General features: G+C 40.4%; 25 protein-coding genes, 1 tRNA gene, 1 riboswitch and 1 other annotated feature. Of the genes, 23 read left to right on the top strand and 3 right to left on the bottom strand.

Translation table 11 applies throughout. The features are described from left to right. Complete coding sequence (locus JI667_RS04185; RefSeq protein WP_206850839.1) at nucleotides 1–1,806, top strand: ABC transporter ATP-binding protein; 1,806 nt, start codon at nucleotides 1–3, stop codon at nucleotides 1,804–1,806. Nucleotides 1,807–1,897: 91 nt separating this feature from the next. Here the strand turns inward: JI667_RS04185 and JI667_RS04180 are convergent, their stop codons facing one another. Continuing rightward, nucleotides 1,898–2,077 carry a Spo0E family sporulation regulatory protein-aspartic acid phosphatase gene (locus JI667_RS04180; protein ID WP_206850838.1) on the bottom strand — a complete coding sequence of 60 codons (180 nt, stop codon included), beginning with the start codon at nucleotides 2,075–2,077 and terminating at the stop codon, nucleotides 1,898–1,900. Between the two features lie 265 nt (nucleotides 2,078–2,342). On the opposite strand from JI667_RS04180, the gene JI667_RS04175 reads away from it, so the two are divergent. From JI667_RS04175 to JI667_RS04160, 4 genes are all read left to right on the top strand, one after another. Continuing rightward, nucleotides 2,343–3,050, top strand: coding sequence for a cytochrome c biogenesis CcdA family protein (locus JI667_RS04175; protein WP_206850837.1), 708 nt, complete (start codon nucleotides 2,343–2,345; stop codon nucleotides 3,048–3,050). A gap of 129 nt (nucleotides 3,051–3,179) precedes the next feature. Continuing rightward, nucleotides 3,180–3,542: a response regulator gene (locus tag JI667_RS04170; protein ID WP_206850836.1), complete on the top strand. Its 363-nt coding sequence runs from the start codon at nucleotides 3,180–3,182 to the stop codon at nucleotides 3,540–3,542. Nucleotides 3,543–3,665: 123 nt separating this feature from the next. Continuing rightward, on the top strand, nucleotides 3,666–4,145 hold the full coding sequence (locus tag JI667_RS04165; RefSeq protein WP_206850835.1) for a CcdC family protein: 480 nt from the start codon (nucleotides 3,666–3,668) through the stop codon (nucleotides 4,143–4,145). 264 nt (nucleotides 4,146–4,409) lie between these two features. After that, nucleotides 4,410–4,889 (top strand): site-2 protease family protein, encoded by a 480-nt coding sequence (locus tag JI667_RS04160; RefSeq protein WP_206850834.1) that lies wholly within the window; start codon nucleotides 4,410–4,412, stop codon nucleotides 4,887–4,889. 146 nt (nucleotides 4,890–5,035) lie between these two features. On the opposite strand, the gene JI667_RS04155 is transcribed toward JI667_RS04160, so the two are convergent. Then, the gene (locus JI667_RS04155; RefSeq protein ID WP_206850833.1) at nucleotides 5,036–5,461 is read right to left on the bottom strand and encodes a DUF2621 domain-containing protein; all 426 of its coding nucleotides are present in this window, start codon (nucleotides 5,459–5,461) and stop codon (nucleotides 5,036–5,038) included. 196 nt (nucleotides 5,462–5,657) lie between these two features. Between JI667_RS04155 and JI667_RS04150 the strand changes: the two genes are divergently transcribed. Then, nucleotides 5,658–6,983 carry an ATP-binding protein gene (locus JI667_RS04150; protein ID WP_206850832.1) on the top strand — a complete coding sequence of 442 codons (1,326 nt, stop codon included), beginning with the start codon at nucleotides 5,658–5,660 and terminating at the stop codon, nucleotides 6,981–6,983. 58 nt (nucleotides 6,984–7,041) lie between these two features. Here JI667_RS04150 and JI667_RS04145 read toward each other — a convergent pair. Next, a tRNA-Sec gene (locus tag JI667_RS04145) sits at nucleotides 7,042–7,137 on the bottom strand. Between the two features lie 301 nt (nucleotides 7,138–7,438). Between JI667_RS04145 and JI667_RS04140 the strand changes: the two genes are divergently transcribed. The 17 genes from JI667_RS04140 (at nucleotide 7,439) to metC (ending at nucleotide 25,380) form a co-directional block, all read left to right on the top strand. Beyond that, entirely contained in the window at nucleotides 7,439–7,963 is a 525-nt protein-coding gene (locus JI667_RS04140) for a hypothetical protein (RefSeq protein WP_206850831.1), read from the top strand. Nucleotides 7,964–8,113: 150 nt separating this feature from the next. Continuing rightward, nucleotides 8,114–8,251, top strand: coding sequence for a YvrJ family protein (locus JI667_RS04135; RefSeq protein WP_201713932.1), 138 nt, complete (start codon nucleotides 8,114–8,116; stop codon nucleotides 8,249–8,251). A gap of 161 nt (nucleotides 8,252–8,412) precedes the next feature. Then, nucleotides 8,413–9,561: an exonuclease SbcCD subunit D gene (locus tag JI667_RS04130; protein WP_206850830.1), complete on the top strand. Its 1,149-nt coding sequence runs from the start codon at nucleotides 8,413–8,415 to the stop codon at nucleotides 9,559–9,561. Beyond that, on the top strand, nucleotides 9,558–12,692 hold the full coding sequence (locus JI667_RS04125; protein WP_206850829.1) for an SbcC/MukB-like Walker B domain-containing protein: 3,135 nt from the start codon (nucleotides 9,558–9,560) through the stop codon (nucleotides 12,690–12,692). The genes JI667_RS04130 and JI667_RS04125 overlap by 4 nt, the downstream gene beginning before the upstream one ends. A gap of 306 nt (nucleotides 12,693–12,998) precedes the next feature. Further along, complete coding sequence (locus tag JI667_RS04120; protein ID WP_206850828.1) at nucleotides 12,999–13,295, top strand: hypothetical protein; 297 nt, start codon at nucleotides 12,999–13,001, stop codon at nucleotides 13,293–13,295. 179 nt (nucleotides 13,296–13,474) lie between these two features. Beyond that, nucleotides 13,475–14,071: an SCO family protein gene (locus JI667_RS04115; protein ID WP_206850827.1), complete on the top strand. Its 597-nt coding sequence runs from the start codon at nucleotides 13,475–13,477 to the stop codon at nucleotides 14,069–14,071. Nucleotides 14,072–14,185: 114 nt separating this feature from the next. Further along, nucleotides 14,186–14,716, top strand: a complete 531-nt coding sequence (locus JI667_RS04110; RefSeq protein ID WP_206850826.1) for a GNAT family N-acetyltransferase — start codon at nucleotides 14,186–14,188, stop codon at nucleotides 14,714–14,716. Nucleotides 14,717–14,923: 207 nt separating this feature from the next. Further along, on the top strand, nucleotides 14,924–16,828 hold the full coding sequence (selB, locus tag JI667_RS04105; protein WP_206850825.1) for a selenocysteine-specific translation elongation factor: 1,905 nt from the start codon (nucleotides 14,924–14,926) through the stop codon (nucleotides 16,826–16,828). Nucleotides 16,829–16,839: 11 nt separating this feature from the next. Further along, nucleotides 16,840–17,397, top strand: a complete 558-nt coding sequence (locus tag JI667_RS04100; protein WP_206850824.1) for a VanZ family protein — start codon at nucleotides 16,840–16,842, stop codon at nucleotides 17,395–17,397. Between the two features lie 117 nt (nucleotides 17,398–17,514). Further along, on the top strand, nucleotides 17,515–18,729 hold the full coding sequence (locus JI667_RS04095; RefSeq protein ID WP_206850823.1) for a phospholipase D-like domain-containing protein: 1,215 nt from the start codon (nucleotides 17,515–17,517) through the stop codon (nucleotides 18,727–18,729). A gap of 100 nt (nucleotides 18,730–18,829) precedes the next feature. Beyond that, nucleotides 18,830–19,009: a hypothetical protein gene (locus tag JI667_RS04090; protein ID WP_206850822.1), complete on the top strand. Its 180-nt coding sequence runs from the start codon at nucleotides 18,830–18,832 to the stop codon at nucleotides 19,007–19,009. A gap of 250 nt (nucleotides 19,010–19,259) precedes the next feature. Next, the gene (locus JI667_RS04085; protein ID WP_206850821.1) at nucleotides 19,260–19,916 is read left to right on the top strand and encodes an HAD family hydrolase; all 657 of its coding nucleotides are present in this window, start codon (nucleotides 19,260–19,262) and stop codon (nucleotides 19,914–19,916) included. A 23-nt stretch (nucleotides 19,917–19,939) separates the two neighbouring features. After that, nucleotides 19,940–20,566: an NUDIX hydrolase gene (locus tag JI667_RS04080; protein WP_244668196.1), complete on the top strand. Its 627-nt coding sequence runs from the start codon at nucleotides 19,940–19,942 to the stop codon at nucleotides 20,564–20,566. A 97-nt stretch (nucleotides 20,567–20,663) separates the two neighbouring features. Next, entirely contained in the window at nucleotides 20,664–21,290 is a 627-nt protein-coding gene (locus tag JI667_RS04075; RefSeq protein ID WP_206850820.1) for a metal-dependent hydrolase, read from the top strand. Between the two features lie 66 nt (nucleotides 21,291–21,356). After that, nucleotides 21,357–21,599: a binding site (T-box leader), on the top strand. A 53-nt stretch (nucleotides 21,600–21,652) separates the two neighbouring features. After that, a complete protein-coding gene (locus JI667_RS04070; RefSeq protein WP_206850819.1) occupies nucleotides 21,653–22,651 on the top strand; it encodes a tryptophan--tRNA ligase in 999 nt (332 codons plus the stop codon). A 226-nt stretch (nucleotides 22,652–22,877) separates the two neighbouring features. After that, nucleotides 22,878–22,987, top strand: a riboswitch (SAM riboswitch). A 94-nt stretch (nucleotides 22,988–23,081) separates the two neighbouring features. Continuing rightward, nucleotides 23,082–24,203: a methionine biosynthesis PLP-dependent protein gene (locus tag JI667_RS04065; RefSeq protein WP_206850818.1), complete on the top strand. Its 1,122-nt coding sequence runs from the start codon at nucleotides 23,082–23,084 to the stop codon at nucleotides 24,201–24,203. Continuing rightward, nucleotides 24,196–25,380 carry a cystathionine beta-lyase gene (metC, locus tag JI667_RS04060; protein WP_206850817.1) on the top strand — a complete coding sequence of 395 codons (1,185 nt, stop codon included), beginning with the start codon at nucleotides 24,196–24,198 and terminating at the stop codon, nucleotides 25,378–25,380. The genes JI667_RS04065 and metC overlap by 8 nt, the downstream gene beginning before the upstream one ends. The last annotated feature ends 2 nt before the right edge of the window (nucleotides 25,381–25,382 follow it).

Raw genomic sequence — 25,382 nt, 5'->3', positions numbered from 1 at the left:
ATGAATGGGATACAGACGATGACACCGAAAGAACAGAGGAAAATCTTTTACCGCCTCATGAGGTATACAAAGCCCCACAAAAAGATGATAGTGGTGGCATTTTCATTATTGCTTTTGACCACCATCGGAGATGTTTATGGTCCGATCATCATCAAAATTTTCATTGATGATTATTTGACTCCCAGGGTCTTCCCATACGGCCCGCTCACAGGATTAGCCGCAGCATATTTATTTATTCAGGTTGGGAATGTATTGATTTCATACTTTCAGTTGTTAACATTTCAGCAAATTGCCCTGCAGATTATCCAGCAAATGAGGGTGGATGTCTTTACCAAAGTTCAGGGCCTTGGAATGAAGTACTTTGATCATACGCCGACAGGAAGCATTGTCTCCCGTGTAACGAACGATACAGAAGCAATCAAGGATATGTTCGTGAGTGTCCTTGTATCGTTCATTCAAGGAGCTTTCCTTCTAACAGGTATTTTCATTGCTATGTTTGTCCTTAACCATCGTTTGGCATTCTTATGTCTATTTATACTACCGGTTATCATTATGATTATGAAATTGTATCGCACATACTGCTCCATTTTCTATAAGGAGATGCGGGAGAGATTGAGTCAGCTTAATTCAAAGCTCAGTGAATCATTACAGGGTATGGCGATCATTCAAGTATTTCGGCAGGAAAAAAGACTGAGGGAAGAGTTCGGGGATATAAACGAGAAACACTATCTGGCAGGAATGAAAAATATTAAGGTGGACGGATTATTATTAAGGCCTGCCATCGATCTTGTGTATGTCGCAGCCTTAATAGCAGTTTTAACTTATTTTGGTATAACATCATTTGTTTCCCCGATTGAAATAGGTGTCCTTTATGCGTTTGTGAATTATCTGGATCGTTTTTTTGAACCAGTAAATCAAATCATGATGAGATTATCCATGTTCCAACAGGCCATCATTGCCTCTTCACGTGTTTTCAACTTGTTGGATGAAGCCCAGGAATCGCCTGGGCAGACCATACAGAACGGAAGGAATGAAACGATCAGCAAAGGGGAGATTATATTTGCCAATGTTTCATTCTCCTATGAGGGAGAAATGGATGTTCTAAAAGATATATCATTCATAGCAAGACCCGGTGAAACGGTAGCCCTTGTAGGTCATTCAGGAAGCGGTAAGAGCTCCATCATTAATCTGCTTATGAGATTCTATGAATTCAACCGGGGTACCATTCTAATTGATGGCAGGAGCATTAAGTCCTACCCGATGGTCGAACTTCGTAATAAAATGGGGCTGGTCCTTCAGGATCCTTTCCTCTTTTATGGGAACATAAGGGATAATATCAAGCTGCATCACACCAACATGTCTGACAAACAGGTTGAAGAGGCAGCTGAATTCGTTCAGGCGAATGCCTTTATCGAGAAGCTTCCTGAAGGGTACCATCATCCTGTTGTTGAAAGGGGTTCTACACTTTCGAGTGGTCAACGGCAATTGATTGCGTTTGCCCGTACAATGGCGACCAGTCCTAAAATACTTTTACTTGATGAAGCCACAGCTAATATTGATACAGAAACGGAAGAAGCAATCCAAAGTGCCCTGACCAAGATGAGAAAAGGGAGAACGACCATCGCCATTGCTCACAGGTTATCGACCATCCAGGATGCGGATCTTATCCTTGTATTACATCAGGGAGAAATTGTAGAGCGCGGGAGTCATCAGGAACTTCTCCTTCAAAAAGGGATCTATCATAAAATGTATCTCCTTCAAAACGGTTTGACTCATAGGAAGAAAGATGCCGTGTCCGGGGATTAAAAGGATATGGGTAAACAAAGAGACTCCGTATATATAGGAGTCTCCCTTATTATATTTAAATAGAAAATCATCCATTTATATGAAAAATTGTTTAGCTCATTTGGGGGGTGCAGCATTTTTTTATGTATTGAGAGTTGTAGCTATTTAACAGACGATCAAGTTCCTGACTAAATTGAATAGCTTGAGGTGAGGTGAGTCCATTTTCAGCAACAATATCAATTAATTGAGAACGCTTTTTTTCAATTCGTTCGAGAAGCTCTTTTTTAGACACGGCTGTTTCCTTTCTTTTGTATGTCCTGACAAGAGGAATACAAAACTAGTAATAACTGTAACTTTTTATTAGTATAACGAAAAGAGCACTTTTTTTCAAAGTAAAATTAGCGGTTTTAAAAAAAGAAAAGAGACTTTAATACAAATGAAAGAGTTATAGGGAATTGTAATCAAATGGTCACAAATCTTTCACACAAACATCCCTCATAGTTCAGGGCATTGTTTGATAGAATAGATATATATACTGAATTGTAGGAGATGTAAAAATGTCTGACATTAATATTTTCTTAGCATTCGGGGCAGGATTCTTAAGCTTCATATCCCCATGCTGCTTACCCTTATATCCCGCTTTTCTATCATACATAACCGGGATGAGTGTCAATGAACTGAAAACGGATAATGCCATGCTTCAAAGAAGAAGTTTATTACACACGTTATTTTTCTTGATCGGTTTTTCTGCCATTTTTATCGCCATAGGATTTGGGGCAACATTTATTGGGAACTTCTTTTTAAACTATAAAGACCTGATTCGACAGCTTGGGGCCATTTTTATCGTTATATTTGGTTTAGTCGTCATCGGCGTCTTTACACCTGAATCTTTGATGAAGGACCGCAGATTTGAATTTAAGAATAGGCCAGCAGGATTCATTGGTTCCATTCTGATCGGTATGGCTTTCGCTGCCGGATGGACTCCCTGCACAGGCCCGATCCTTGCTTCGGTACTGGCACTGGCGGCAACTAATCCGGGTTCAGGCGTCATGTATATGACAGCGTACGTATTAGGGTTTGCCATCCCTTTCTTCATTCTGTCATTTTTTGTCGGAAAGATGCAATGGATCAGGAAGAACAGTGGGAAGATCGTGAAAATAGGGGGATACGTCATGATTGTTGTAGGAATCATGTTATTCTTTGATTGGATGACGGTCATTCTTGCATACTTTACGACGATATTTGGTGGATTTCAAGGGTTTTAATTCGGATTTTAAGAGGAAGATGTATAGAATAAATTGAATCATCTTTACGTTTTATGGTATAGTTTAAATGGATTATTCAGGTAATTTCACACAATGGACATCGATAGAGTATACGAGGAGGAAACATCTGTGGCAACGATACTTGTAGTGGATGATGCGAAATTTATGAGATTGACTCTTGGAAACATGCTTGCATCCAGCGGACACGAAGTAGTTGGGGAAGCTGAGAATGGACTTATTGCCGTCGAGAAGTATCGTGAGCTTCAGCCAGATCTGGTAACGATGGATATCACCATGCCTGAGATGAATGGGATTGAAGCGGTTAAGGAGATTCTGGAAGAGTTTCCTCAAGCAAAGGTGATCATGTGTTCTGCAATGGGACAGCAAAAGGTTGTAGTGGAAGCCATTGAAGCAGGAGCCAAGGACTTTGTTGTTAAACCATTTGACGAAGTTCGTGTAGATGAAGCCATTAAAAGGGTGTTGGGATCATAAATCAAAGGAGAGATTGAAGTTTCTATTCATTCTCTCTTTTTTTTGTGTTTTTGTTTTTTCTTAAATTAAGCTATAATAAGGAAAGGTACTTTAAAGTAGATTATAAAAGGATGATGATGCTATATGATGATTGCTTCATCCATTGTAGCGATTTGTATGGGATTTATGGTGATTTTTATTCGGATGAAAGCACAGAAAAGACCTGTAAGCGGTAAAAAGATTATCTTACCACCACTCTTTATGAGTACTGGTGCATTGATGTTTTTATTCCCTGTCTTTCGTGTCAGTATAAGTGAATTCTTAGAGGCCATTACGGTCGGTATGGTATTTTCCCTATTATTAATCAAGACATCTAAGTTTGAAATACGTGAGAATGATATTTATCTGAAACGCTCCAAAGCGTTTGCATTCATTTTGATCGGCCTTCTGTTAATCCGTATTGTTGCAAAGTCCATACTCAGTACTTCCATTGATTACGGCGAGCTGAGCGGAATGTTCTGGATACTTGCTTTTGGGATGATCGTTCCATGGAGAATAACCATGTATTTTCAATATAAAAAGCTCCACCAGGAAAATCAGGATCTTACGACCAATTCAATATAATACAACATAAAATGAGCAGGTGGACGCCACCTGCCTTTTTTTGTTTTTGGCTCTATCCCCAAAGTTAGTTTCTGCTTTTCCGTGGGGCGTGAGTTGACTCTTACGGGCTCACCCTATAGTACAAACTCGTTGACAAAACATGAAAAGGAGAAAACCAAGAGATTACGATTTTATTACAATAGTGATAAATATGCTTACTTCTGAATCTTAAAGGGCAATAGTAAGGAAAGATTAAAATTTTAAGAGTTATTGGTGGGGTTAAGGTTGTTTACGTTAGCAGACATATGGACATTTTTCCTGGCATTCTTTCTTACATTGCCATTGGTAACCATTGTACATGAAGCAGGTCATATTATCGTCGCACGATTATTCGGGGCAAAGATCAAGTTTGCGATTGGAACAGGAAAACATTTAATGAAAATTGGACCATTGGAAGTCAAAAGGATGTACTTTATGGAAGGATGGTGCCAATATAGAGATTTAAAGTATGATAAAGTGTGGGTACATGTGCTAATTTATATGGCAGGTAGTTTATTTAATTTACTCGCCATTTTATTGATCAACTTCCTCATATATGCAGGGGTCATACCCGTTCACATCTTTTTCTATCAATTTGTCTATTTTTCTGTTTACTTTATATTCTTTTCACTATTCCCTTTCAGAAATGGGGAAGGTAAACCGAGTGATGGCCAAGCGATCCTTGATGTAGTTCGCTTCGGCAAAGCAGAAGATCCCATCGATTGAACGCATAAAAAGAGGTAAACGATTAACGTTTACCTCTTTTGGATTTCTTCGACCTTACATAGAGAAAAGCCGCACCGACAATAAAAATTAAATATAACACAATTGGGATTACAAGTATCGGTCCCATGTTGTTCCCTGCCTGTTTGTTAGAATAAATGTTCATAAGGAGTAACTTCTATGTGCATCTCTTCAAGTTTTTTCCTTAGAAACTTATGATCTCGTTTCGGGGTCGCTAAAATGTATCCTTTAATGACCAGTTCTTGAGTAATGGCACCGGCCCTTTCTTTTAATGCCAGTTCACCAATCTTCCCTGCGATTTTTTGTTTCGCAACATCCCTGAATAATTCAGGAACCGGGGTCACAAGCTCATTAAGCATTTTCTTTTCATCGTCTCCCCATAAATGAATGGTTTCATTCACATAATGTTCTTCCCAATCCAAATCAGACTTTCCATCTTCTTTTGGAAACCTCTTTAAGAATTTCCTGAACATAAAAAACCCGCCTATAGCGAAAGAAGCCACTAAAAAAACCACCCAAAAAAGGATGAAATATAAAAACCAACCTTCCAGCATGTTTTCACCTCAGTATACAGCGTATCGTATTCAATTATAGACAACGAGATTGCCCGTGACAAGATTATCATGGTTTTTATAAAAGAAGTCTATACTGTTCTTAATTAGAAATGATATACTAATAAATAGCAAATATCGTGAAAATTCTTTCTATTTCGATAGATTCTAAAGATAGTACAGACAGGAGGCTCGTAAGATGATATACAGGGGTAGGATCATATCAATACTCACTGGACTTTTATTGGTCATCACGTGGGATTTTATTTATTATTTTGTTCTTCATTACCCCGTTGATTTGAAAGTAGATATGGTTTTTACTATATTGATCCTCTTTGTCAGCTACTATATGGGTAAAAGTTATGACGTCAGCCAGAAGACATTGACCTCCTTAAAAGAAAGTGAAGAGAGAGTGAGGATCCTCAATGAAGAAATGCAGCATGTCCTCCAAAGCATTGATGAAGTGGTATTTCATACGAATGCCAAAGGGGAGTTTCAATTCCTCAATCACTCATGGGAAGAATTCACGGGATATTCGATCAAAGAAAGCCTTCACAAGAATGCCCTTCATTTTATCTCCCTCACCGAACGCCACGAAATTCTCCGACTGGTAAGACAAAGCATCAGTTTGAAAAAGGATAAGACCAAGATGGATTTCTCATATCATAAAAGGGATGGTGAGTTCAGATGGGGTGAAGTCAATATCAAGCTAAACTATAATGTGGATGGTGAACTTTCGGGAATAGTGGGGACCATTTCAGACATTACGGAAAGAGTGCATAACGAGGAAGAATTGATTGAAATGAATGAAACCCTGGCTATCGAATCTCAAAAACTTTCAGTAGCAGGGCAATTAGCTGCCGGAATCGCCCATGAAGTTCGAAACCCCCTGACTTCAATCAATGGATTTCTGCAATTATTGAAAGACAGCGCCGATGAGAAAACAAATGAATACTTAGGGATTGTCTTTTCAGAAATCAAACGGATCGAACTTGTGCTGAGCGAGCTATTGATACTGGCAAAGCCACAATCTGTCACCTACAAGCGAATCAATATCATCGAGACACTGGATCATGTATCGAAATTACTGAATACGAATGCCATTTTATATAATATAGAAATTCAAACAAAATTCCGTGAAAGAGAGATGTTTATCCGCGGTGATGAAAATCAATTAAAGCAGGTCTTCATCAATTTGATTAAAAATGCCATAGAAGCCATGCCACATGGAGGTACAATCTCCATTCATGCTGCTGTCAATGTACAAAATAAAGTACAATTGACATTTAAAGATGAAGGTGTCGGAATGAAGAAGGAAACGATTGATAAACTCGGTGAGCCTTTCTTTACGACTAAAACCAAAGGAACCGGCCTGGGTCTTACAATATGCCTAAGGATTCTGCGGGATCACGGAGCGGATATAAGGGTACATAGTGAACAGGGTGAAGGGACAACATTCCACTTATTATTTGATGGAGTACGGGCTTCGGAAAGGAAGAAACGCGAAATAGTTCAAAATCATTAAACTAAGCACCCTTATATCGACATAAGGGTGCTTTACTTTGTATATGTATGAATTTTTATGGCGGGACTGCCTGGGAATCGAACCCAGCAGAGACGGCACGCGCCTCTCAAAAGTTTTGAAGACTCAGGCAAGCACCAGCTCAACAATCAGCCCCACAATGTACCTATATTTTAGTTATACCATGGAAGGGAAGGTTGTTCAATTGTTTTACAAAAAGCCCTTGTGGATGACCTGTTTCAGGTATGTAATAGTTGAGAGGATGTATGCTGTTAATTTGAAATATTTATAAGATTTAAACTTTGGTGAAATCTGCAAATATTTCTTTACCTTTGGAATATTCCCGTGATAAGATACTTTTTGCCGGCTTATGAAAGATAAAGTAAGCGATTTCCTGATAGGTGTTGCTTGCTATTAATACTTGAACATATTGATATAGACAGAGAGGGGAAACAAGTATGAAAAAAGTATGGTTATTAGGTCTGGGATTATCATTGGCACTGGCTGGATGTTCTGATTCCGGTTCTGACAAAGAAAAAAAGGACGATGCAGCAAGTTCGGAAGAAAACCAGAATGTAGCTGGTGATCTAATGGATTTCTACTTAAATTTAACTACAACCGTTAATGGTGTCGATATTGATTTAAATGGCTATGAAGAAGCAATGGCAGGAGAAGAGCCTCCTGCTGGAGACGAATTGGCTGCTTTGAAAGACTCTGCTGCAGCATCTGCGAAAGCATCTGCTGAAGCTGTAGAAGGTATGGAGATTCCTGAAAGCTTGGATGATCAAAAGGAAGCTCTGGAATCATTCAAATCCACCCTTGCAGAATCATATAACATGAAAGCTGAAGCACTCGCTGCGGATGGAGAAGCAGATTTGACGGCGGCTGATGAAAAATTAAATGAAGCAGAAAACCAAATTAAAGAGATCCTTGATGAAGCAGGACTGGTAAGCTCAAGCTTAATCAGCGACATAAACGGCTAAAACCAATCCAAAAAGGTTTACTCACAAACAATCTGTTACTACCATTTTTAAAAAAGCGAATCCAATTTGTCATGGGTTCGCTTTTTCTTTGTTGGTTTTGTACCCTTTTCTTCTCCAATTACCTATATAGAGGATGAAAGGGGGGAGAGCATGGAATCGATTATTTCCTTTGTATCTGAAGTAGGCTTTCCGATTGTGGTCACGATGTATCTTCTTTATCGAATCGAGACAAAGCTCGATGCTGTCATCACATCGATTCAAACACTACCTCAGCAACTCAAAGAATAATGGAAGGGGACCGTTTTTGCGGTCTCTTTTTTCAGGGTGCTTATAGAAAAACATGTAATGGTTGGAACGAATGTTCTATCAGGGTTTTCCCATACACAGAGACCCTGGGAGTTTGCTATAATTTAGATAGATTCATTATTGGCCGGAGAGGAGATCAAACAGTGAAATTCATTCATACCGCTGACTGGCACCTTGGTAAACTGGTGCATGGCATTTATATGACAGAAGAACAACGATACATATTGGAGGAATTCATAAATCTTGTGAAAGAAGAAAAACCCGATGCAGTCGTCATTGCAGGTGATCTCTATGATCGGTCTGTTCCACCCACAGAAGCAGTGGAGTTATTAGATGAGGTGTTGTATCGAATAAATGTAGAGCTCGACACACCGATTGTAGCTGTCTCAGGCAATCATGATAGTGCAGAAAGGCTATCGTTTGGATCTTCATGGTACAAACATAGTCGTTTTTATTTAAAGGGGAAGGTAACGAAGGACTTTACACCAATCAACATCCAAGGTGTGAACTTTCACTGTGTTCCCTATGCAGAACCAGGCACGGTCAGACAAGTTCTTGAAGAAGACTCAATCAATAGTCATCATGTAGCGATGGAAGCCATTGTCAAGAGAATTGAGGAACAAATGAATCGGGATGAACCACATGTTTTTGTTGGTCATGCCTTCGTACTCGGGGGGAAGACAACGGATTCTGAACGCACGCTTTCTGTCGGAGGATCTGGATGTGTGGGAGCAGAGGTGTTCCGACCTTTTCATTACACTGCCCTTGGACATTTGCATAGTCCGGATGCCATTAAACATGATACGATTCGGTATTCAGGTTCCCTCTTGAAATATTCGTTTTCTGAAGCTTCTCAAAGGAAATCGGTCACCATAGTTGATATGGAGAAGGACGGAACTTTCCAATTAAGGGAGAAAGTGCTTCAGCCCAAATTGGATATGAGGGAACTGCAAGGACATATGGAAGAATTGCTGGACCCATCTTTCTATCAGTCTCAGAAAGTGGATGACTATCTGAAAATTACCCTTCATGATGAGGGCACGTTAATCGATCCGATTAATCAACTGCGCCAGGTCTACCCAAACGTTCTTCATCTGGAAAGGAAACGCGATCTGACAGATGCCAAACAAAAACATACGTTTCATGATGTTTTAGAGGATAAAACACGGTCTGAAATGGACTTGTTTAAAGAATTTTACAAGGACATGACCACAGGTGAATTCACGGAAGAAAAGGAAGAAGTCATAGAAAATGTGATTGAGAAAGCGAGAAGGGAGGCCGATCTTGTATGAAACCACTTCAACTGGTTTTGCAAGCATTTGGACCCTATGCCGGCAGGGAGACCATTGACTTTCGCGAGCTGGGTAACCGCACCATGTTCGTGATTTCCGGTAAAACAGGTTCAGGGAAGACAACGATCTTCGATGGTATTTCCTATGCGATATACGGGAAGGCAAGTGGGGAAGACCGCAATCCGACCGAACTGAGAAGTCAATTTGCTCATGAAGATATTGTAACAGAAATAGAACTTCTCTTTAGTTTACGTGGGAAGACGTACCGTATTTGGCGATCCCCCCAACAAGACAAAAAAAAGGCAAGGGGTGAGGGATATACAACCATCAATGCCAGATCAGAACTGTATGTGCATGATGAAGAAGGCAAGGAGCTTATTCTTGCAGCGAATGTGAGAGAAGTAGATGAGAAGATTAAAGGATTGATTCAGCTGGACGCCAACCAATTCAGGCAAATCCTTATGATCCCTCAAGGTGAATTTCGAAAGCTTCTCACATCAGACAGCAAAGACAAAGAACTGATTCTTCAACGCCTGTTTCATACAGAACTTTATAAGATCATCCAGGAAAAATTGAAGTCAGAAGCCGATGATTTGAAGAAATCCGTCGAAACCTCAGTGGAAGAACGAACCAGGGAATTGCTAAGAATTCATTTTGAAGGAAATGAAGAGCTTCAATCGCTATTATTAGAGAATCCTTTGAATGATCATCGTATACTTCAACTTCTCTCCCCTCAAATACAAATAATGGATAAAAAGGAGAAGGAACTCAAGCAACAATACGCCAAAGTTCAGGAGAAAAGAGATGTTCTTCAAAAAGACCTGGCAGAAGCAAAAGGATTGGTCGAACAATACGATTTTCAAGAAAAACTTAAGAATCAGAAAGAATCCCTGTTAACATTAATGCCTGAAATTGAATTGATCGATCAAGAGATTCTATTGGCAGAGAGGGCTGCCCGTCTGGTTCAGCAAGATGAGTATTGCCACAAACTAAATCGGAATCTTATTGAACTGAAGAGTCAATTAGCCAAGCTATCCCAGGAAAAGCAAGAATTAGCCGAAAAGCGAATGACAGCTAAATTAACATTAGAAGAAGAAACGAAAAAGGAAAATATAAGAGATCAAGCTTCTAAGAAAGTCACCCAGCTTGAAAATATGGAAAAAGATATAGATTCTTTAGACAGCTTAATAAAAGAAACGCAGGAATTGAAAGAAAGGTACGAAAGGCAACAAGAGATTGTCGCAAAACAGAACGATCAGATTGCGTTCTTACATCAAGGAATCAAGGAACGGGAAATACGCCTTAATGAAGGAGAAACGGGTCAGGAAGATTTATTTCAGTTTGAGAAAATACTTCAGGAGAAGCAATCCTTGCTGGAGCAGTTCAAGGACATCCAAAAGATGGAACAAAACCTGCAGCGTGTCAAAAAACAGGATGAAACGTTAAAAAAACAATATCGTCAACTTCAGAACCGTCTTCACGATGCTTCTGAAACTCTTGGATTTCTAGAAGGAAAGTGGAAATCAGCTCAAGCTGCTTCACTTGCTAGGGGCTTATCAGATCTTACTCCCTGTCCTGTGTGTGGATCAGAGCATCATCCGAATCCTGCCTCCGGGGTAGATTCCCTGCCTTCCGAAGAGGATTTAAAAGAGGCTAAAGGAAAGCACCAGGAGTTGGAGAGAGAAGAGAAAAAGTTGAGTTTGGCCATGGCCCAGGAAGAAACCAAGACTCAAAGCCTTCAGGAGCAGATTGATCATACCGTCAAAAAAATAAGGGGAAAGAGACAAGGCTTTAATCCTTTCGAAGTTGAGGAAACCCTTATTGAGATGACAGAAGAAATACACTTCTTGAAGGCTGCCATTGCCGAAAAAGAAAAAGAAGTAGAAAAAATGAAGGTCATGAGGGAGGAAGTGAGGAAGGGAAGGGGGAAACTGGAAGAGTTTGAAATCGCAAGAGGGAAGAACCAGGAAACTCTTCAAGAACTAAATTCATTGTTTCACACAAAAAATACGACGCTTGAAAAAGTAAAGGACTCCATTCCAAAAGAGCTGAGAACAAAATCCCAGTTTATAAAAGTCCTGGAGCGCGAGAAGCAAAGATTGAAAGATTTAAAGGCGTCATTTGAAGCCGCTCAAAAGCAGTATTATGAGTTTACGAACCTGGATAGTGTAAAGGAGTCTCAAATCAAAGACAAAGAGAGTACTATGAATAAAGTAGATGAAGAGATGAAGAATGAAAGGGAAACTTTTCTAGCACTACTTACAGAACAAGGTTTCTCCCATTATAAAGCCTTCCTGGAAGCGAAGAAACCTGAAAAGGAGATCAAAGAATTGCAAGACAGAGTGAAAAGATTCGGGGAAGATCTACGCTCGGTTTCTGACCGTCTAACTGATATCGAATTACTATTAAAAGATAAAGAGCGGCCAGATGTAAAGAAAATCGAGGAAAATATAGTCGGGATCACTCAGGAATTCAGGAGCGTAAATGATGATCTTAATAAGATCATGACAGATAAAAAGGAGAATGGACTCATTCTCACCAGAGTGACGGCCATTAACGAAGGGATCAAGCATTTAGAATCTAAATATCAAACCGTCGGACATCTGGCAGAAGTAGCACGGGGGCAGAATGCCAACCGTATCACATTTGAACGATATGTCCTGGCGTCGTTCCTTGAGGACATCCTTCACGTCGCCAATGAGAGACTGCTTAAAATGACTTCTGGCCGTTATCAATTGATCCGTAAGACTGATCGAAGTAAAGGAAATGTGCAGAGTGGTTTAGAACTCCTGGTTTTTGATCAATATACAGGTCAGGAAAGGCATGTTAAGACGCTATCCGGTGGGGAAAGCTTTAAGGCATCCCTGGCATTGGCACTTGGACTGGCGGATGTTGTCCAGCAATATGCCGGTGGAGTCTCCCTTGAAACGATGTTTATAGATGAGGGTTTCGGTACTCTCGATCCTGAATCCCTCGATCATGCAATCGAAGCATTGATGGATATACAAAGCAGCGGCCGATTGGTTGGGTTAATTTCGCATGTTCCAGAGCTGAAAGAGAGAATCGATGCCCGACTTGAGGTTATATCTTCACAAAGTGGAAGCAGGACTGAATTTCAATTCTTAGCTTAAAATGTTTATACCCCTTTAAAGGTCAAGGATCAATATCCTTGACCTTTTTATATGGGGATAGCATTGAAATAACCTGCAAGAGGTTTTAAAGTACATATCGTTGACATAAATAGAGGTAAATTGATGAAATATATGGAAAGTTCTTAAAAAGAGCACCTACCTTTCAGTGCACTCGATATAGTAAAGAAACGAAATAATAATGAAAGAGAAGAAGAAAAAAACACTATCATTTTCCTTTTTCTCTTTCATTTTCCAATGAGTTTGCATAACATTAAGGTATGTAAATAGAAAGGGGGATTAAGCAATATGAAAATAATTATTTATATATTGTTATTAATCGTGTCTGCTGTCGTTGCAATAGGTTGGAGCTGGAAGAGATTATTGGACTTTAACACCTATAAGAAACCTTTTTTAGAAGGGGTTGCACTCCAATTTCTTTTCCTTCTATTTGCGTCTGTGTGGTGGCTCATAACAGAGGACCTCTCTGACGGGTTGATAGGGGTATTCTATTATTTCCTTGCCTTCCTTACGATTATGGTCGTTCATGGGTTCACTCTGCATTATTTATTTTCAAAGAAGAAGATGCAGGAACGTGAAGATTAATACGCACAGCTTATCGATTGAATCCTGATGGATAGAAGCGTGTATCATATACGTTAAATAATACCGTGAAATCAGGTTTCACAAAATAGACAATCAATCTTACCTGTAGGAATTGTTTTTTTATCTTCTTTTTACTAACATAGAATGGGAGAGAAAGTTAAAAGTCGGAGGAGATATAGATGTCAAAAACCAAAACGTTCATTGTGGTGATGACGATCATCGGGATTCTCCTTGCAGGTTGCAGCAATAGTGACTTTCAAGCAGAAACAGATTATGAAGTGAAGGATTTTTCCTATACGAATCAGAATAATCAATCAGTCAGCTTAAAGGATTTAAAAGGACAGGTCTGGATTGCAGATTTCATCTTCACCAGCTGCGAAACAGTTTGCCCTCCAATGACGTTCAATTTAACCAAGTTGCAGAAGAAGCTAAAAGAAGAAGGTGTAAAGGATTACAAAATGGTTTCCTTCAGTGTAGATCCTGAAAAAGATACACCAGACGCGTTAAAAGAATACATATCAAACTTTGAAGCAGACACGAGTAAATGGGATCTTCTAACGGGCTACAAATTCGATGAAGTGAAGGACCTTGCCGAGCATTCATTTCGTTCGATCGTAGCGGACGACCCCAATTCAGATCAGATGATCCATGGAACGAGCTTCTACCTGGTGAATCAGGAAGGCACAGTAGTAAAAACCTACAGCGGTAATAGCGATGTTCCTTACGATGAAATTGTCCAGGATATGAAAATATTAATTAAAGAAGGAACAGAATAGTTCCCCGAGGGAGAATCACTGAAAAACAGTGATCCTCCTTTTTTTGGTTTTTTCATTCCAAAATCAGGATGTCAGCGCTTATAATAATGAAAAAGGGTAGGGGGAATGGACAAAATGAATATTCGACCGATAAAAGTGAAAGATGCTGAAAGACTAGTGGAAATCATGCGTCAAAAAGCGGTGTTACCAAACATCATAGCCTTGCCGAGTTTAAGGACAGATACATTTGAAGAGAGATTAAAGAGTCCTTCTGCAAATCAGCATGACTTCGTGGCGGAAGTGGACGGCAAGGTAGTGGGACTATGCGGATTGAACCAGGGTAGCGGTAGGCGTTCACATACTGGAAGCCTATTTATTTTCATTGATGAAGAATACCACGGAAAGGGAATCGGAACGGCTCTCATTCAAAATGCGATCGATTTAGCGGAGAATTGGTTAATGATCGATAGGATCGAATTAACTGTCATCGACAACAACCCTAGAGCAAAAGCCTTATATGAGAAATTAGGATTTGTGAATGAGGGCTTTAAACATGGCTCCATTGTTCAAAACGGGCGTTATGCTGGAGAATATTGCTTGGCTAGATTTCGGCAAGGTGGAGCTGTGAAGAAGGAATATGATAAAGTGAAGGAAGTACAGTTTTAAACATATGGACTGCAGGTGAAAACAAATTCGATATTCTAGAGGAATCCTCATTTTTGATATATTCATAACCCTTTTCATTTCCATCTGGGTCGTAAAATCCTTTTGGGAGGGTGAAGTGTGGAAAGGATTGTTATTTGGCGTATGTTTTGCCGTCATGGCGGGAGTGCTGATATTCAGGTTCAAAAAGAAAGAATAGGAGGGGCGGGTATGGAAAAGAGATATTACACGATCGGGATGGCCGGGCACATTGATCATGGAAAAACGACTCTTACAAAAGCACTTACATCTGTTGATACCGATCGTCTTAAAGAGGAAAAGGAACGCAATATTTCTATAGAACCCGGATATGCTCCATTGTATAACAATGATCACATTGAAATTTCCGTTGTGGACGTACCTGGACATGAGCGCTTCATCAGGCAAATGATTGCAGGTGTAGCAGGGATCGACCTGGTTATACTGGTTGTTGCTGCGGATGAGGGAGTGATGCCTCAGACGAAGGAGCATCTTGATATTTTGTCCCTTTTAGGAATTAAGCAGACCATTGTCGTCTTGACGAAAATATCCAGAGTTGAAAGGGATATGGTGGACCTGGCACTTGAAGAAATGATGGAAGAAGTAAAAGGTACTGATTTTGATGGCTCCTCGTTCTTTTTGGTGGATAGCATATCTGGAGAAGGGGTGAATGAACTTAAAGAAGCCATCATTCATTCCTTGAACAGTCTCCCTTCGAGAAGTATGTCAGGTGAATTAAGACTGCCTGTTGATCAGGTTTTTACGGTGAAAGGCCAAGGAACCGTGGTGAGAGGAACCATTTATGAAGGCAGCTTGGAAACGGGTCAGGATTTGATGATCCTCCCACAGGGAATACATACGAAGGCGAAACAAATTCAAGTCCACAACGATAAGAGAAGAGCGGGGTATGCTGGTCAACGTACGGCTGTCAACCTTTCCGGAGTGGACTATAAAAAACTTAAGCGGGGAAATGTATTGGTCTCCACGCCCCATCTTTATGTGTCTGAAACCGTTGATGTTTGCCTTGAAATTTTAACGAATGTTCAATATGATATCAAGCAGAGAATGCAGGTCATCGTTCATGCAGGGACTTGTGAAGTCATGGGGAAACTCGTATTCTTTGATCGGAATAGAGCAATAGGCGGCGCACGTAATATACTCTGTCAAATCCAACTTAGCGAACCCATCATGGCAAAGAGGGGTGACCGGTTTATTGTGAGACGGCCATCCCCGGTTGAAACCATCGGAGGAGGATGGGTGATTCAACCGAACGGGGGGAAGTATCGGTATGGTAAAGAAACGATTGCGCTCCTTGAAGCACAAACAGAGGGGACTTCAGAGGAACGGATTCTGAAAGTCCTTGATCGATTTAAATCTGCAGATAGGGGATTTCTACTGAAGGAAACTTCTCTGTCAGAAGAGACTATGGAAGAACTACTCAAGGGAGATGATTGGTTCGAGCTTCATGATTCAACAATCACCCATTGTAAGTTCGCTGAAGAATGTAAGAATATGATTGACCGGGTTGTTTCGAAGTATCACAAGGATTTTCCGTTGTACAAAGGAATCAATTCCGGGGAATTAAAACAATACTTGAAAGAATACCCTGGATCCTTAATTGATTATACGTTGGAAAATGGAAAGTACATACAAGAAAGTGGACGCGTTTATTTAAAAGGGTTTTCACCTCACATTCCCCCTGAATGGGAAAAAAGATGCAAACAGCTTCTCTCATTAATGGAGAATGATGGAAATGAAGTGAAAGATATGGAAGAGTATTTCGAACATGTGGGAATACCGCATAAATGGCGTTCGGACTTTTATCATTTTTTTGTACAGGAAAAGAAAATTGTACCTTTGGATGACCGCAAAGCATACTCATCAAAAGTCTTTAGCGAATCCATTACGAGATTGAAGCACCACACAAATGATACATTTCATATTGGAGAAGCAAAGGAAGTGTTGGGGGTATCAAGAAAGTACATGATTCCGCTTTTAGAAAAGCTGGATAAGGAAGGCTTGACGATCCGCATGGACGGAAGACGTAAATGGATAAGCAGTGTTCATAAGGTTGAAAAGAAGTATAAAGGAAAGTAGGCTAAAGAATTATGAAAGAATTATGGGGCGCATTTGGATGGGTTCTTCCAATCATGATCATTGTGACGATTACCCTTTTCTTTGCGATCTCCTTTTGGAAGAGAAGAAAGGGAAAAGGAAGATGGATGAATCTGCTCCCTATTTTATTTACGTGCCTTTCAATAGGAGGTATATGTTTGATCACGCTTACTCCCCTGACCGGAGGCAGTGTGTCTGAAGGATCCGTGAATCTTGATCCCTTCTCCAATTTGAAATTGAACTTAATCTATCGTAACCACCTGGATGTGCCAATCAGGAATCTCCTTGCCAATATTTTGTTGTTTATTCCCTTTACCTTTTTCCTCGCATGGTGGATGAGACAATCTAAACAACTGATCATAATGGTCACTTTTTTAGGGGGAATATTTTCATTTGTTATTGAACTTGCTCAATTTTACCTTCCATTGGGAAGAGCGACGGATATTGATGACTGGATCATGAATACACTTGGGGCAGGGATTGGAGGCATACTCTTCACCCTTGCGCGATTACTTTATAAATTGTTGAAAATCAATAAAGTAATCAGATGAAATGTCAACATGAAGGTGGCGCTATTTTTGTATACATTATAAACAAACTTTCACTGTCCATGTATAGTCCTTTCCTATAAACAAAAACTAACAAAAAATAGGAAAGGGTATGGTCTCATGTTGAAAAAATGGTTGCAAGGTATCGTGGTCACTGCTGGAATCCTCGTGACATTCATTCTTATCATGCATTGGGATGTAAGACATGGTGTAATAAACTATACGAAAACCCACCCGATTACAGAAACCCTTTCCGGGAACGCTTCTATTGATATTTACAATACAGGCAGCAGTTTCTATAAGAATCTGTTTAAGGATATTGAGAAGGCTGATCAACACATTTGGATTCATTTTTTTATCATACGGGATGATAAGGTTTCCAATAACTTTTTTAACCTATTGGTTGATAAGGCCAAAAGTGGAGTCGACGTTCGTCTATCAGTCGATTTTCTAGGATCGGATATCAAGGATGATACCATTAAGAAATTGAAAAAAGGTGGGGTCAAGGTCCTGAAAAGCAGGCCCATTTCCTTTAAGAATGCATTTTATTCCCTTCATCATCGAAACCATCGCAGGCTCATCTCCATAGATGAAGAAATTGCTTATATTGGAGGCTTCAATATGGGGGATGAATATCTCGGCGAAGATCCAAAGCTTGGCTTCTGGAGGGATTACCATTTGAGGTTGGAAGGCTCTTCCGCGAAAGAGATAAACAAGCAGTTCAAAAGGGATTGGATTGAGGATGGTGGAGGCAGTATGAAGAGTGTTCAATCTAATTATTCCTCAGATGATGATAATGAGGGCAATGTACATTTCATTTTCTCTACAGGAAATCCATTGGTTGAGAGAACCGTTGAATGGATCGATGAAGCAAAAGAGAGCGTGACCATTACAACTCCCTACTTCATTCCAAATGAAAAGCTGGTTACCGCATTGGAAAAAGCCGCAAAGAGAGGTGTCGTAGTGAATATTCTTGTTCCTGACGATACCGATGCCTGGTTTACCAAACCTCCCAGCTATCGGATAGAAAAAAGCCTCTTGGAGGATGGAGTGAATCTGTATCTGTATCAAAAAGGATTCTTCCATGGGAAAGTCATGGTTATAGACCATGACTGGGCTGACGTCGGAACAGCCAATTGGGATCCCCGGAGCTTTCATTTAAATGACGAAAGCAATTGTATCATTAGAGATGAAAAAATTGCCGCGAAGTTGGAATTCCTTATCAACAAAGATATACAGGATAGTGAAAAATTGACCAGGAAAGCCTTTGATGATTTACCAAAATGGGAAAGGATTTTACAAAAAACACCAAACTGGATCTATTATTATTTTTAGCCCAGTCGGAGATATAAAATTTTTGTTGAATAAGAAAATATGGTAAAGTGTTCTCATATAGTAAAGATAAACACACCTTACTAAAAGAAAGGGATTGTCCATGAGCGAGCTGTTGTTTATAGCTTTGTTTGTTCTTTCGTTAATGGCATTTACGTTTTTCAACGTTTCGAAGAAGAAGCGTGTTTCCAAGTATCACAAATCGGTGGCCGTCACAATTGTAATCTTCTCTGTGATCGGCATGATGCTCACGGTCCTTTTTTACCTGCCCAACGCATCCTGAAGAACATGGAAGAACAATGAAATCAAAGGACACAAGAGGGGTCTCGAGTGTCTTTTTTTGTATGTGGATAGTGTTCCATGGGGGAAATGAACTGCCGATGACTTGTATTGTATCGTATCGAACATTAACACTGATGGATACTGAATCATCGTAAATTGGAAATGATAAGAGTTCGCTTATATGAGGGACCAGTTCTGACTAAAACACTAAACATACTGATTGTGCTTGAAGGCAATAAAGGAGAATATAGATGAAAGCTGCAATGATATTTGACATGGATGGGACGTTGTTTCAAACACATCGTATACTTGAAGGTGCGCTTCAGGATACCTTCCAATCACTTAGAGATGAGGGGGTGTGGACGGAGGAAGCACCCATTGTGTCATATAAGGAAGTCATGGATGTACCACTTGCTTCTGTGTGGAAATCACTGCTACCTGACCATCCTATAAACATACAAGAAAAAGTGAATGAACGATTTCAATCAAGGCTCATCCTGAATACTTTAAATGGTAGTGGATCATTATACCCGCACACAGAGGAATTATTATCCTATTTGGCAGACAGGGGATTTCCCATCATTGTGGCAGGGAATGGTTATACTCATTATTTACAAACGATCGTGAAGCATTATGGATTGGACAGATGGATTACGTCCGTTTATAGCCTACAGGATATAGACTCGGATGATAAAGGTGATTTAATAAGGGAAGTAAAAGAGGATCATGACCTCACACACGGAGTGGTGATTGGAGACAGAATACAGGATTTTAAGGGGGCAGAGGTGAATCACTTTCTTTCAGTAGGTTGTGCCTTTGATTTTTCACAGGAAAAGGAGTTGCTTGAAGCTGACATAGTGGTAGGTGATCTGATGGAGATCAGAGAGTATTTGGAAAAGGTTAAATGATGGGAGATAGAGGGAGGGATTCCTTGAAGGACGAAGAACTGGCCGTTTTGAACGGAAGTGGTGAGAGGATAGGTGTTGCAAGCCGTTCTGAGGTACATGCAAAGGGGTATTGGCACGAGACCTTTCACTGCTGGCTTGCTCATTATGATGACATCAGGAAAGAAACATTTATTTATTTTCAATTAAGAAGTGACAATAAAAAAGATTATCCCAGTCTTTTGGATATTACAGCCGCAGGCCATATCCTGGCTCATGAGAAGATTGAAGACGGTGTGAGGGAAGTCCATGAAGAGCTGGGGATACCCGTACCGTTTGAGGAACTGCTACCTCTGGGAATCGTAAAAGGTGAGCTCTTTCAAGAAGGTATGGCAGACAGGGAGTTTTCTAACGTATTTCTCTATACAAAGCCGACACCATATGAACAATTCCACCTTCAGCGGGACGAAGTCTCAGGTATCTTCCGTTCAACGGTGAAAGATTTTCAATCGCTCATTCTAGATATCAAACAAGAAATCGATATAGAGGGATTCCTTGTAAGTAAAGAAGGGAGCAAAGAATGGTTGTGTCATAAGGTGGGTTACCACCATTTTGTCCCCCACGAAAGGTCCTACCTTTTAGAAATCATCAGACGGATAGCACGGAAACTTTAAGGAAGTAATGCATCTTTCCCATAGTCACCGTGGATAATAAAGGCTATTATAGTAATCTGGTACATACATAAAGAGATAAGAGAGTAGGAGGACACCCTTGAACGGCACAGCACATATGGCAATTGGAGCAGCAACAGGATTTATGGTGGCGAATTCAATTGGGTCAGAACCGGACATTACCGCTGCACTGGTGGCAATAGGCGGGGTATCCGGACTCATGCCTGATATGGATATTGATGGAAAGCTTAGTAATAAGGTTACTTTTTCACCCAAAATGATAAGAGCAGTGGCACAAATCATTGGTTTTTTAATGATGGTGTACAGCTATCTTGAAGGAATCGGGAAAGAACGGTGGCTTGGGATTGGTTATGGCGCGGGCATGCTCATTCTTTCCAGTTTCATCACTCAGAGAAGGATGCTGATGATCAGTGGGATCGGCGTGACTGCTTGCGGTTGGCAGTTGAATGAGACGTGGTTATGGTTGTTGGGGATATATATATTCATTGCCTCATTCGTTCCACATAGGAGTTATACCCACTCAATTCTTGGAATCATCTATTATGGAGTGATTGCCCAATATCTGGAGTCTTCCTTAATGATAGATGGAGTTTTCGAAGCGTGTGTCATCGGATATGCCAGTCACCTGATCGCGGATATGAAATTTCTTCCTTTTAACAAAAGAGGCATTAAACTTTTCCTGCCACTTTCCTCGAGAGAAATCTAAAATGTTCTTGCATCCACTTGACCATTATTTCCCTATGAATTAAAATAATGGAAACAAATGAATACTCGAAATGCAATGATAAAGAAGAGTAGACGAACGAAACACTTCAGAGAGCTATGGCTGGTGGAAATCAGTGTGGGAAGGTCGTTGAATGGGCTTTGGAGCTACCAGGCTGAAAACAGTAGGTTATGGCGGAAAGTCTCACCGGTAAAAGAGACAATGTATACAAGTCTGAACTTGTGTACATGAAAAGCGCGTTTACAGAATGTAAACGAATGAAGGTGGCACCACGGGTTTCTCGTCCTTTTTCAAGGATGGGAAGCCCTTTTTGCGTTTTTCTATTATGAACGGAGGGAATTTTGATGAAGAAACAAGTTCTGACTGGTATCAAACCAACGGGCCGTATCCATTTAGGGAATTATATTGGTGCGATTAAACCGGCATTACAATTGGCAGAGAATCAATCCTTCAACACCGCTTATTTTGTTGCGGATTATCATGGATTAACGAAGATACATAATCAGAATGAAATGAAAGAACTATCTTATGGAGTGGCGGCATCCTGGTTAGCATTGGGTTTGGACCCTGATCGAGCGATTTTTTATCGTCAATCTGATGTACCTGAGATTTTTGAATTAAGCTGGGTCCTCGCTTGCTTTGCACCGAAAGGATTAATGAACCGGGCCCATGCATATAAATCAATGGTTGAAGATAATCAAAACAGCCGGAGGGAAGTAGATGCAGGGGTCAACATGGGCTTATTCACCTATCCAATATTAATGGCGGCGGATATCCTTTTATTCCAAACAGAACTGGTTCCTGTCGGGAAAGATCAAATTCAGCATGTTGAAATTGCAAGGGACATTGCAGAAAACTTTAATAAGGAGTATGGCGAAACGTTTGTTCTACCCGAATACGTCATACAGGAAGAAACATCCGTTCTACCGGGACTTGATGGACGAAAAATGAGTAAAAGCTATAACAATACAATCCCATTATTTGAAGAACCAAAAAAACTCCAAAAACTGATCAATAAAATCAAAACAGATTCTTCACCCCCTGAGGAGCCAAAGGATCCCGACTCCTCCGTCATTTTTGCCCTTTATAAAGAATTTGCAACTTCCGTTCAAGTTGAAGAAATGAAAAGGGAATTTGAAGGCGGAATAGGGTGGGGAGAAGCGAAAAAAGAGCTATTCCAAGTTATGAATTCATTTATAGAGGAACCTCGATCCAAATATGATGAACTAATAGCCAACCCCAAAAGGCTGGATGCCGTTTTACAAGAAGGAGCCTATAAAGCAAGAGAAAAGACGATTCCATTTATGAAAGAAATTAAAAGAAAAATAGGTATCTTCCATTAAATATAATGATATCGGTCTTTTTAGTTTTTGTATCCAACCATCCTTCCTGAGAAGTTTGGAGGGGGATAGGCGGTCCTATGTTTGTATAGAGGAGCAGATCTAACGCGGCTAATAAAAGTGATATTACAACGTATACTTTATTTTCGGATAATTCATAATTCTCATTGACATTTGTTCATCTTTGTTATAAATTATGGGAAAGTTATGTTTCACAAAATTATATAGTTTCTTATCAAGAGAGGTAGAGGGACTGGCCCGAAGACACCTCAGCAACCAGCCGCGAGTTTTGGTATGGTGCTAATTCCAGCAAGTTGATGTCAACTTGGACGATAAGAGGGAGAACGAATGTACAAAACCTTCTTATTTTTATTAAGAAGGTTTTTTTGTTTTTTCCCTTTTCGTATTCAAGATAGAAAAGGAGAGAAGAACGTTGACAAAACACATTGATACAATGCTTGTTCAGGCAGGAAATCGGAGGGATGCTGCAACGGGTGCAGTCAGCCTGCCCATTCATTTATCGACTGCCTATGAACATAAGGGGATTGGGCAATCGACTGGCTATGATTATTCGAGAACAGGAAATCCTACGCGCGCCACCTTGGAAGACACCCTCACTCAATTGGAGGAGGGTCATAGAGGATTTGCCTTCAGTTCGGGTATGGCAGCGATTCAGGCAACCCTCAGCTTATTTGGATGCGGGGATGAATTGATCGTTTCAAAAGACTTGTATGGTGGGAGTTACCGTTTATTCATGCAGTATGAGGTACAATACAGTATAAAATTTCATTTCGTCGATACAAGTGTTTCCGGCTCCATAGAAGAACAACTCTCTAACAGAACCAAAGCCATTTTTCTTGAGACGCCGACCAATCCATTAATGAATGAAGCGAGTATTTCTTTGGTTGCTGGACTCGCTAAGCGTAACGGATTGCTTTTAATTGTAGATAATACCTTCTACACACCAATCCTGCAGAAGCCACTTACTGAAGGAGCAGACATTGTTATTCACAGCGCCACAAAATACTTAGGGGGACATAATGACGTACTGGCAGGTGTTGTGATTGTAAATACAGAGGAATTGGGGGAAAAAATCTACACCATCCAAAATTCAATCGGTGCAGTCCTCTCACCATTCGATTGTTGGCTCTTATTAAGAGGAATGAAAACCCTGAGTCTCAGAATGGCCCAGCACGAAAAAAACGCAAGAAAAGTTAAGGAGTATCTTGATTCACATGAATGTGTAACAGACGTTTTATATCCTGGTAAAGGAGGCATGCTTTCCTTTCGTATCGCAAAGGAAGAATGGGTGGCTCCCTTTCTCCACCACCTGAACATTATTACGTTTGCGGAAAGTTTAGGAGGGGTCGAAAGCTTTATCACATATCCTGCCACTCAAACACATGCAGACATTCCTGAAGAAGAGCGAAAGAGACTGGGGATCTGCAACAGACTTTTACGGTTCTCTGTAGGAATTGAGTATATTGATGACCTGATTGAAGACCTGGAGAATGTTTTTCAACAATTGGAAAAAGAGGTGCTTACGTATGAGTAAAAAACCATTTTCACTTCAGACGTCACTGATTCATTCTCATGGATTCGATAAAGAAACAGGCGCGGTCTCTACACCCCTTCATCATGCCACAACCTTTCATCAACAGGATTTTGATCAATATGGAACGTATGACTACAGTCGTTCGGGAAATCCGACGAGGGAAACCGTTGAAGAAACGATTGCAGAATTAGAAGGAGGAGTAAGGGGCTTTGCCTTTTCATCAGGTATGGCGGCAATCTCCACAAGCTTTTTATTATTGTCAAGTGGAGATCATGTACTCGTCTCAGAAGAAGTGTACGGTGGGACATACCGGATGATTACAGAGGTCCTCACTAAATTTGGGATTGAGTACTCCTTTGTAAACATGAAAGATTTACACGCAGTCGCTTGTTCAATTAAGAACAATACGAAGGTGATCTATATGGAGACACCGTCTAATCCACTCCTTAACATCACGGATATAGAAGGAGTCGTTAAGCTTGCGAAGGCGAATGGGTGCTTAACGTTTCTCGATAACACATTCATGACTCCGTTGCTGCAAAGACCGATCAGTCTGGGCGTCGATGTTGTCCTTCACAGTGCCACGAAGTTCCTCGCAGGGCATAGTGATGTCCTGGCCGGGCTTGCGGTAACGGGAAATGAAGAGATTGCCGAGAAGCTTTCATTCCTTCAGAATTCGTTCGGAGCGGTACTCGGGGTACAGGATTGCTGGCTTCTCTTGAGGGGACTCAAAACTCTGCATGTACGATTGAAGGAATCCTCAGAATCAGCATATAAGATTGCCAGCTTCCTTGAAAACAGAAAAGAAGTAGAAGAAGTGTACTATCCAGGCTTGAGCTATCATCCCGGTCGTGAAATACAAGTTCGACAAGCTGAGGGCCCTGGAGCGGTTCTTTCCTTCCGATTAAAGGGGGAAGAGGAAGTGAAGCAACTCATACAAAATGTAAACATTCCCGTATTCGCCGTCAGTTTAGGAGCTGTAGAATCGATTCTCTCCTATCCTTCAAAAATGTCACATGCTTCCTTGCCAAAAGCAGAACGTGAAAAAAGAGGGATTACAGATGGTTTATTACGATTATCCGTAGGGCTTGAAAACGTGGATGAATTAATTAAAGATCTTCAGAACGGATTAGATAGTATACGATCAATCAAAAGAAACAGCGTAATAAATTTATAAAA

The organism is Bacillus sp. NTK074B (assembly GCF_017303375.1).
GTDB lineage: Bacteria > Bacillota > Bacilli > Bacillales > Bacillaceae_B > Rossellomorea.
The sequence above is the reverse complement of the archived record's forward strand: the minus strand, read 5'-3'. Positions and strand labels throughout refer to the sequence as shown.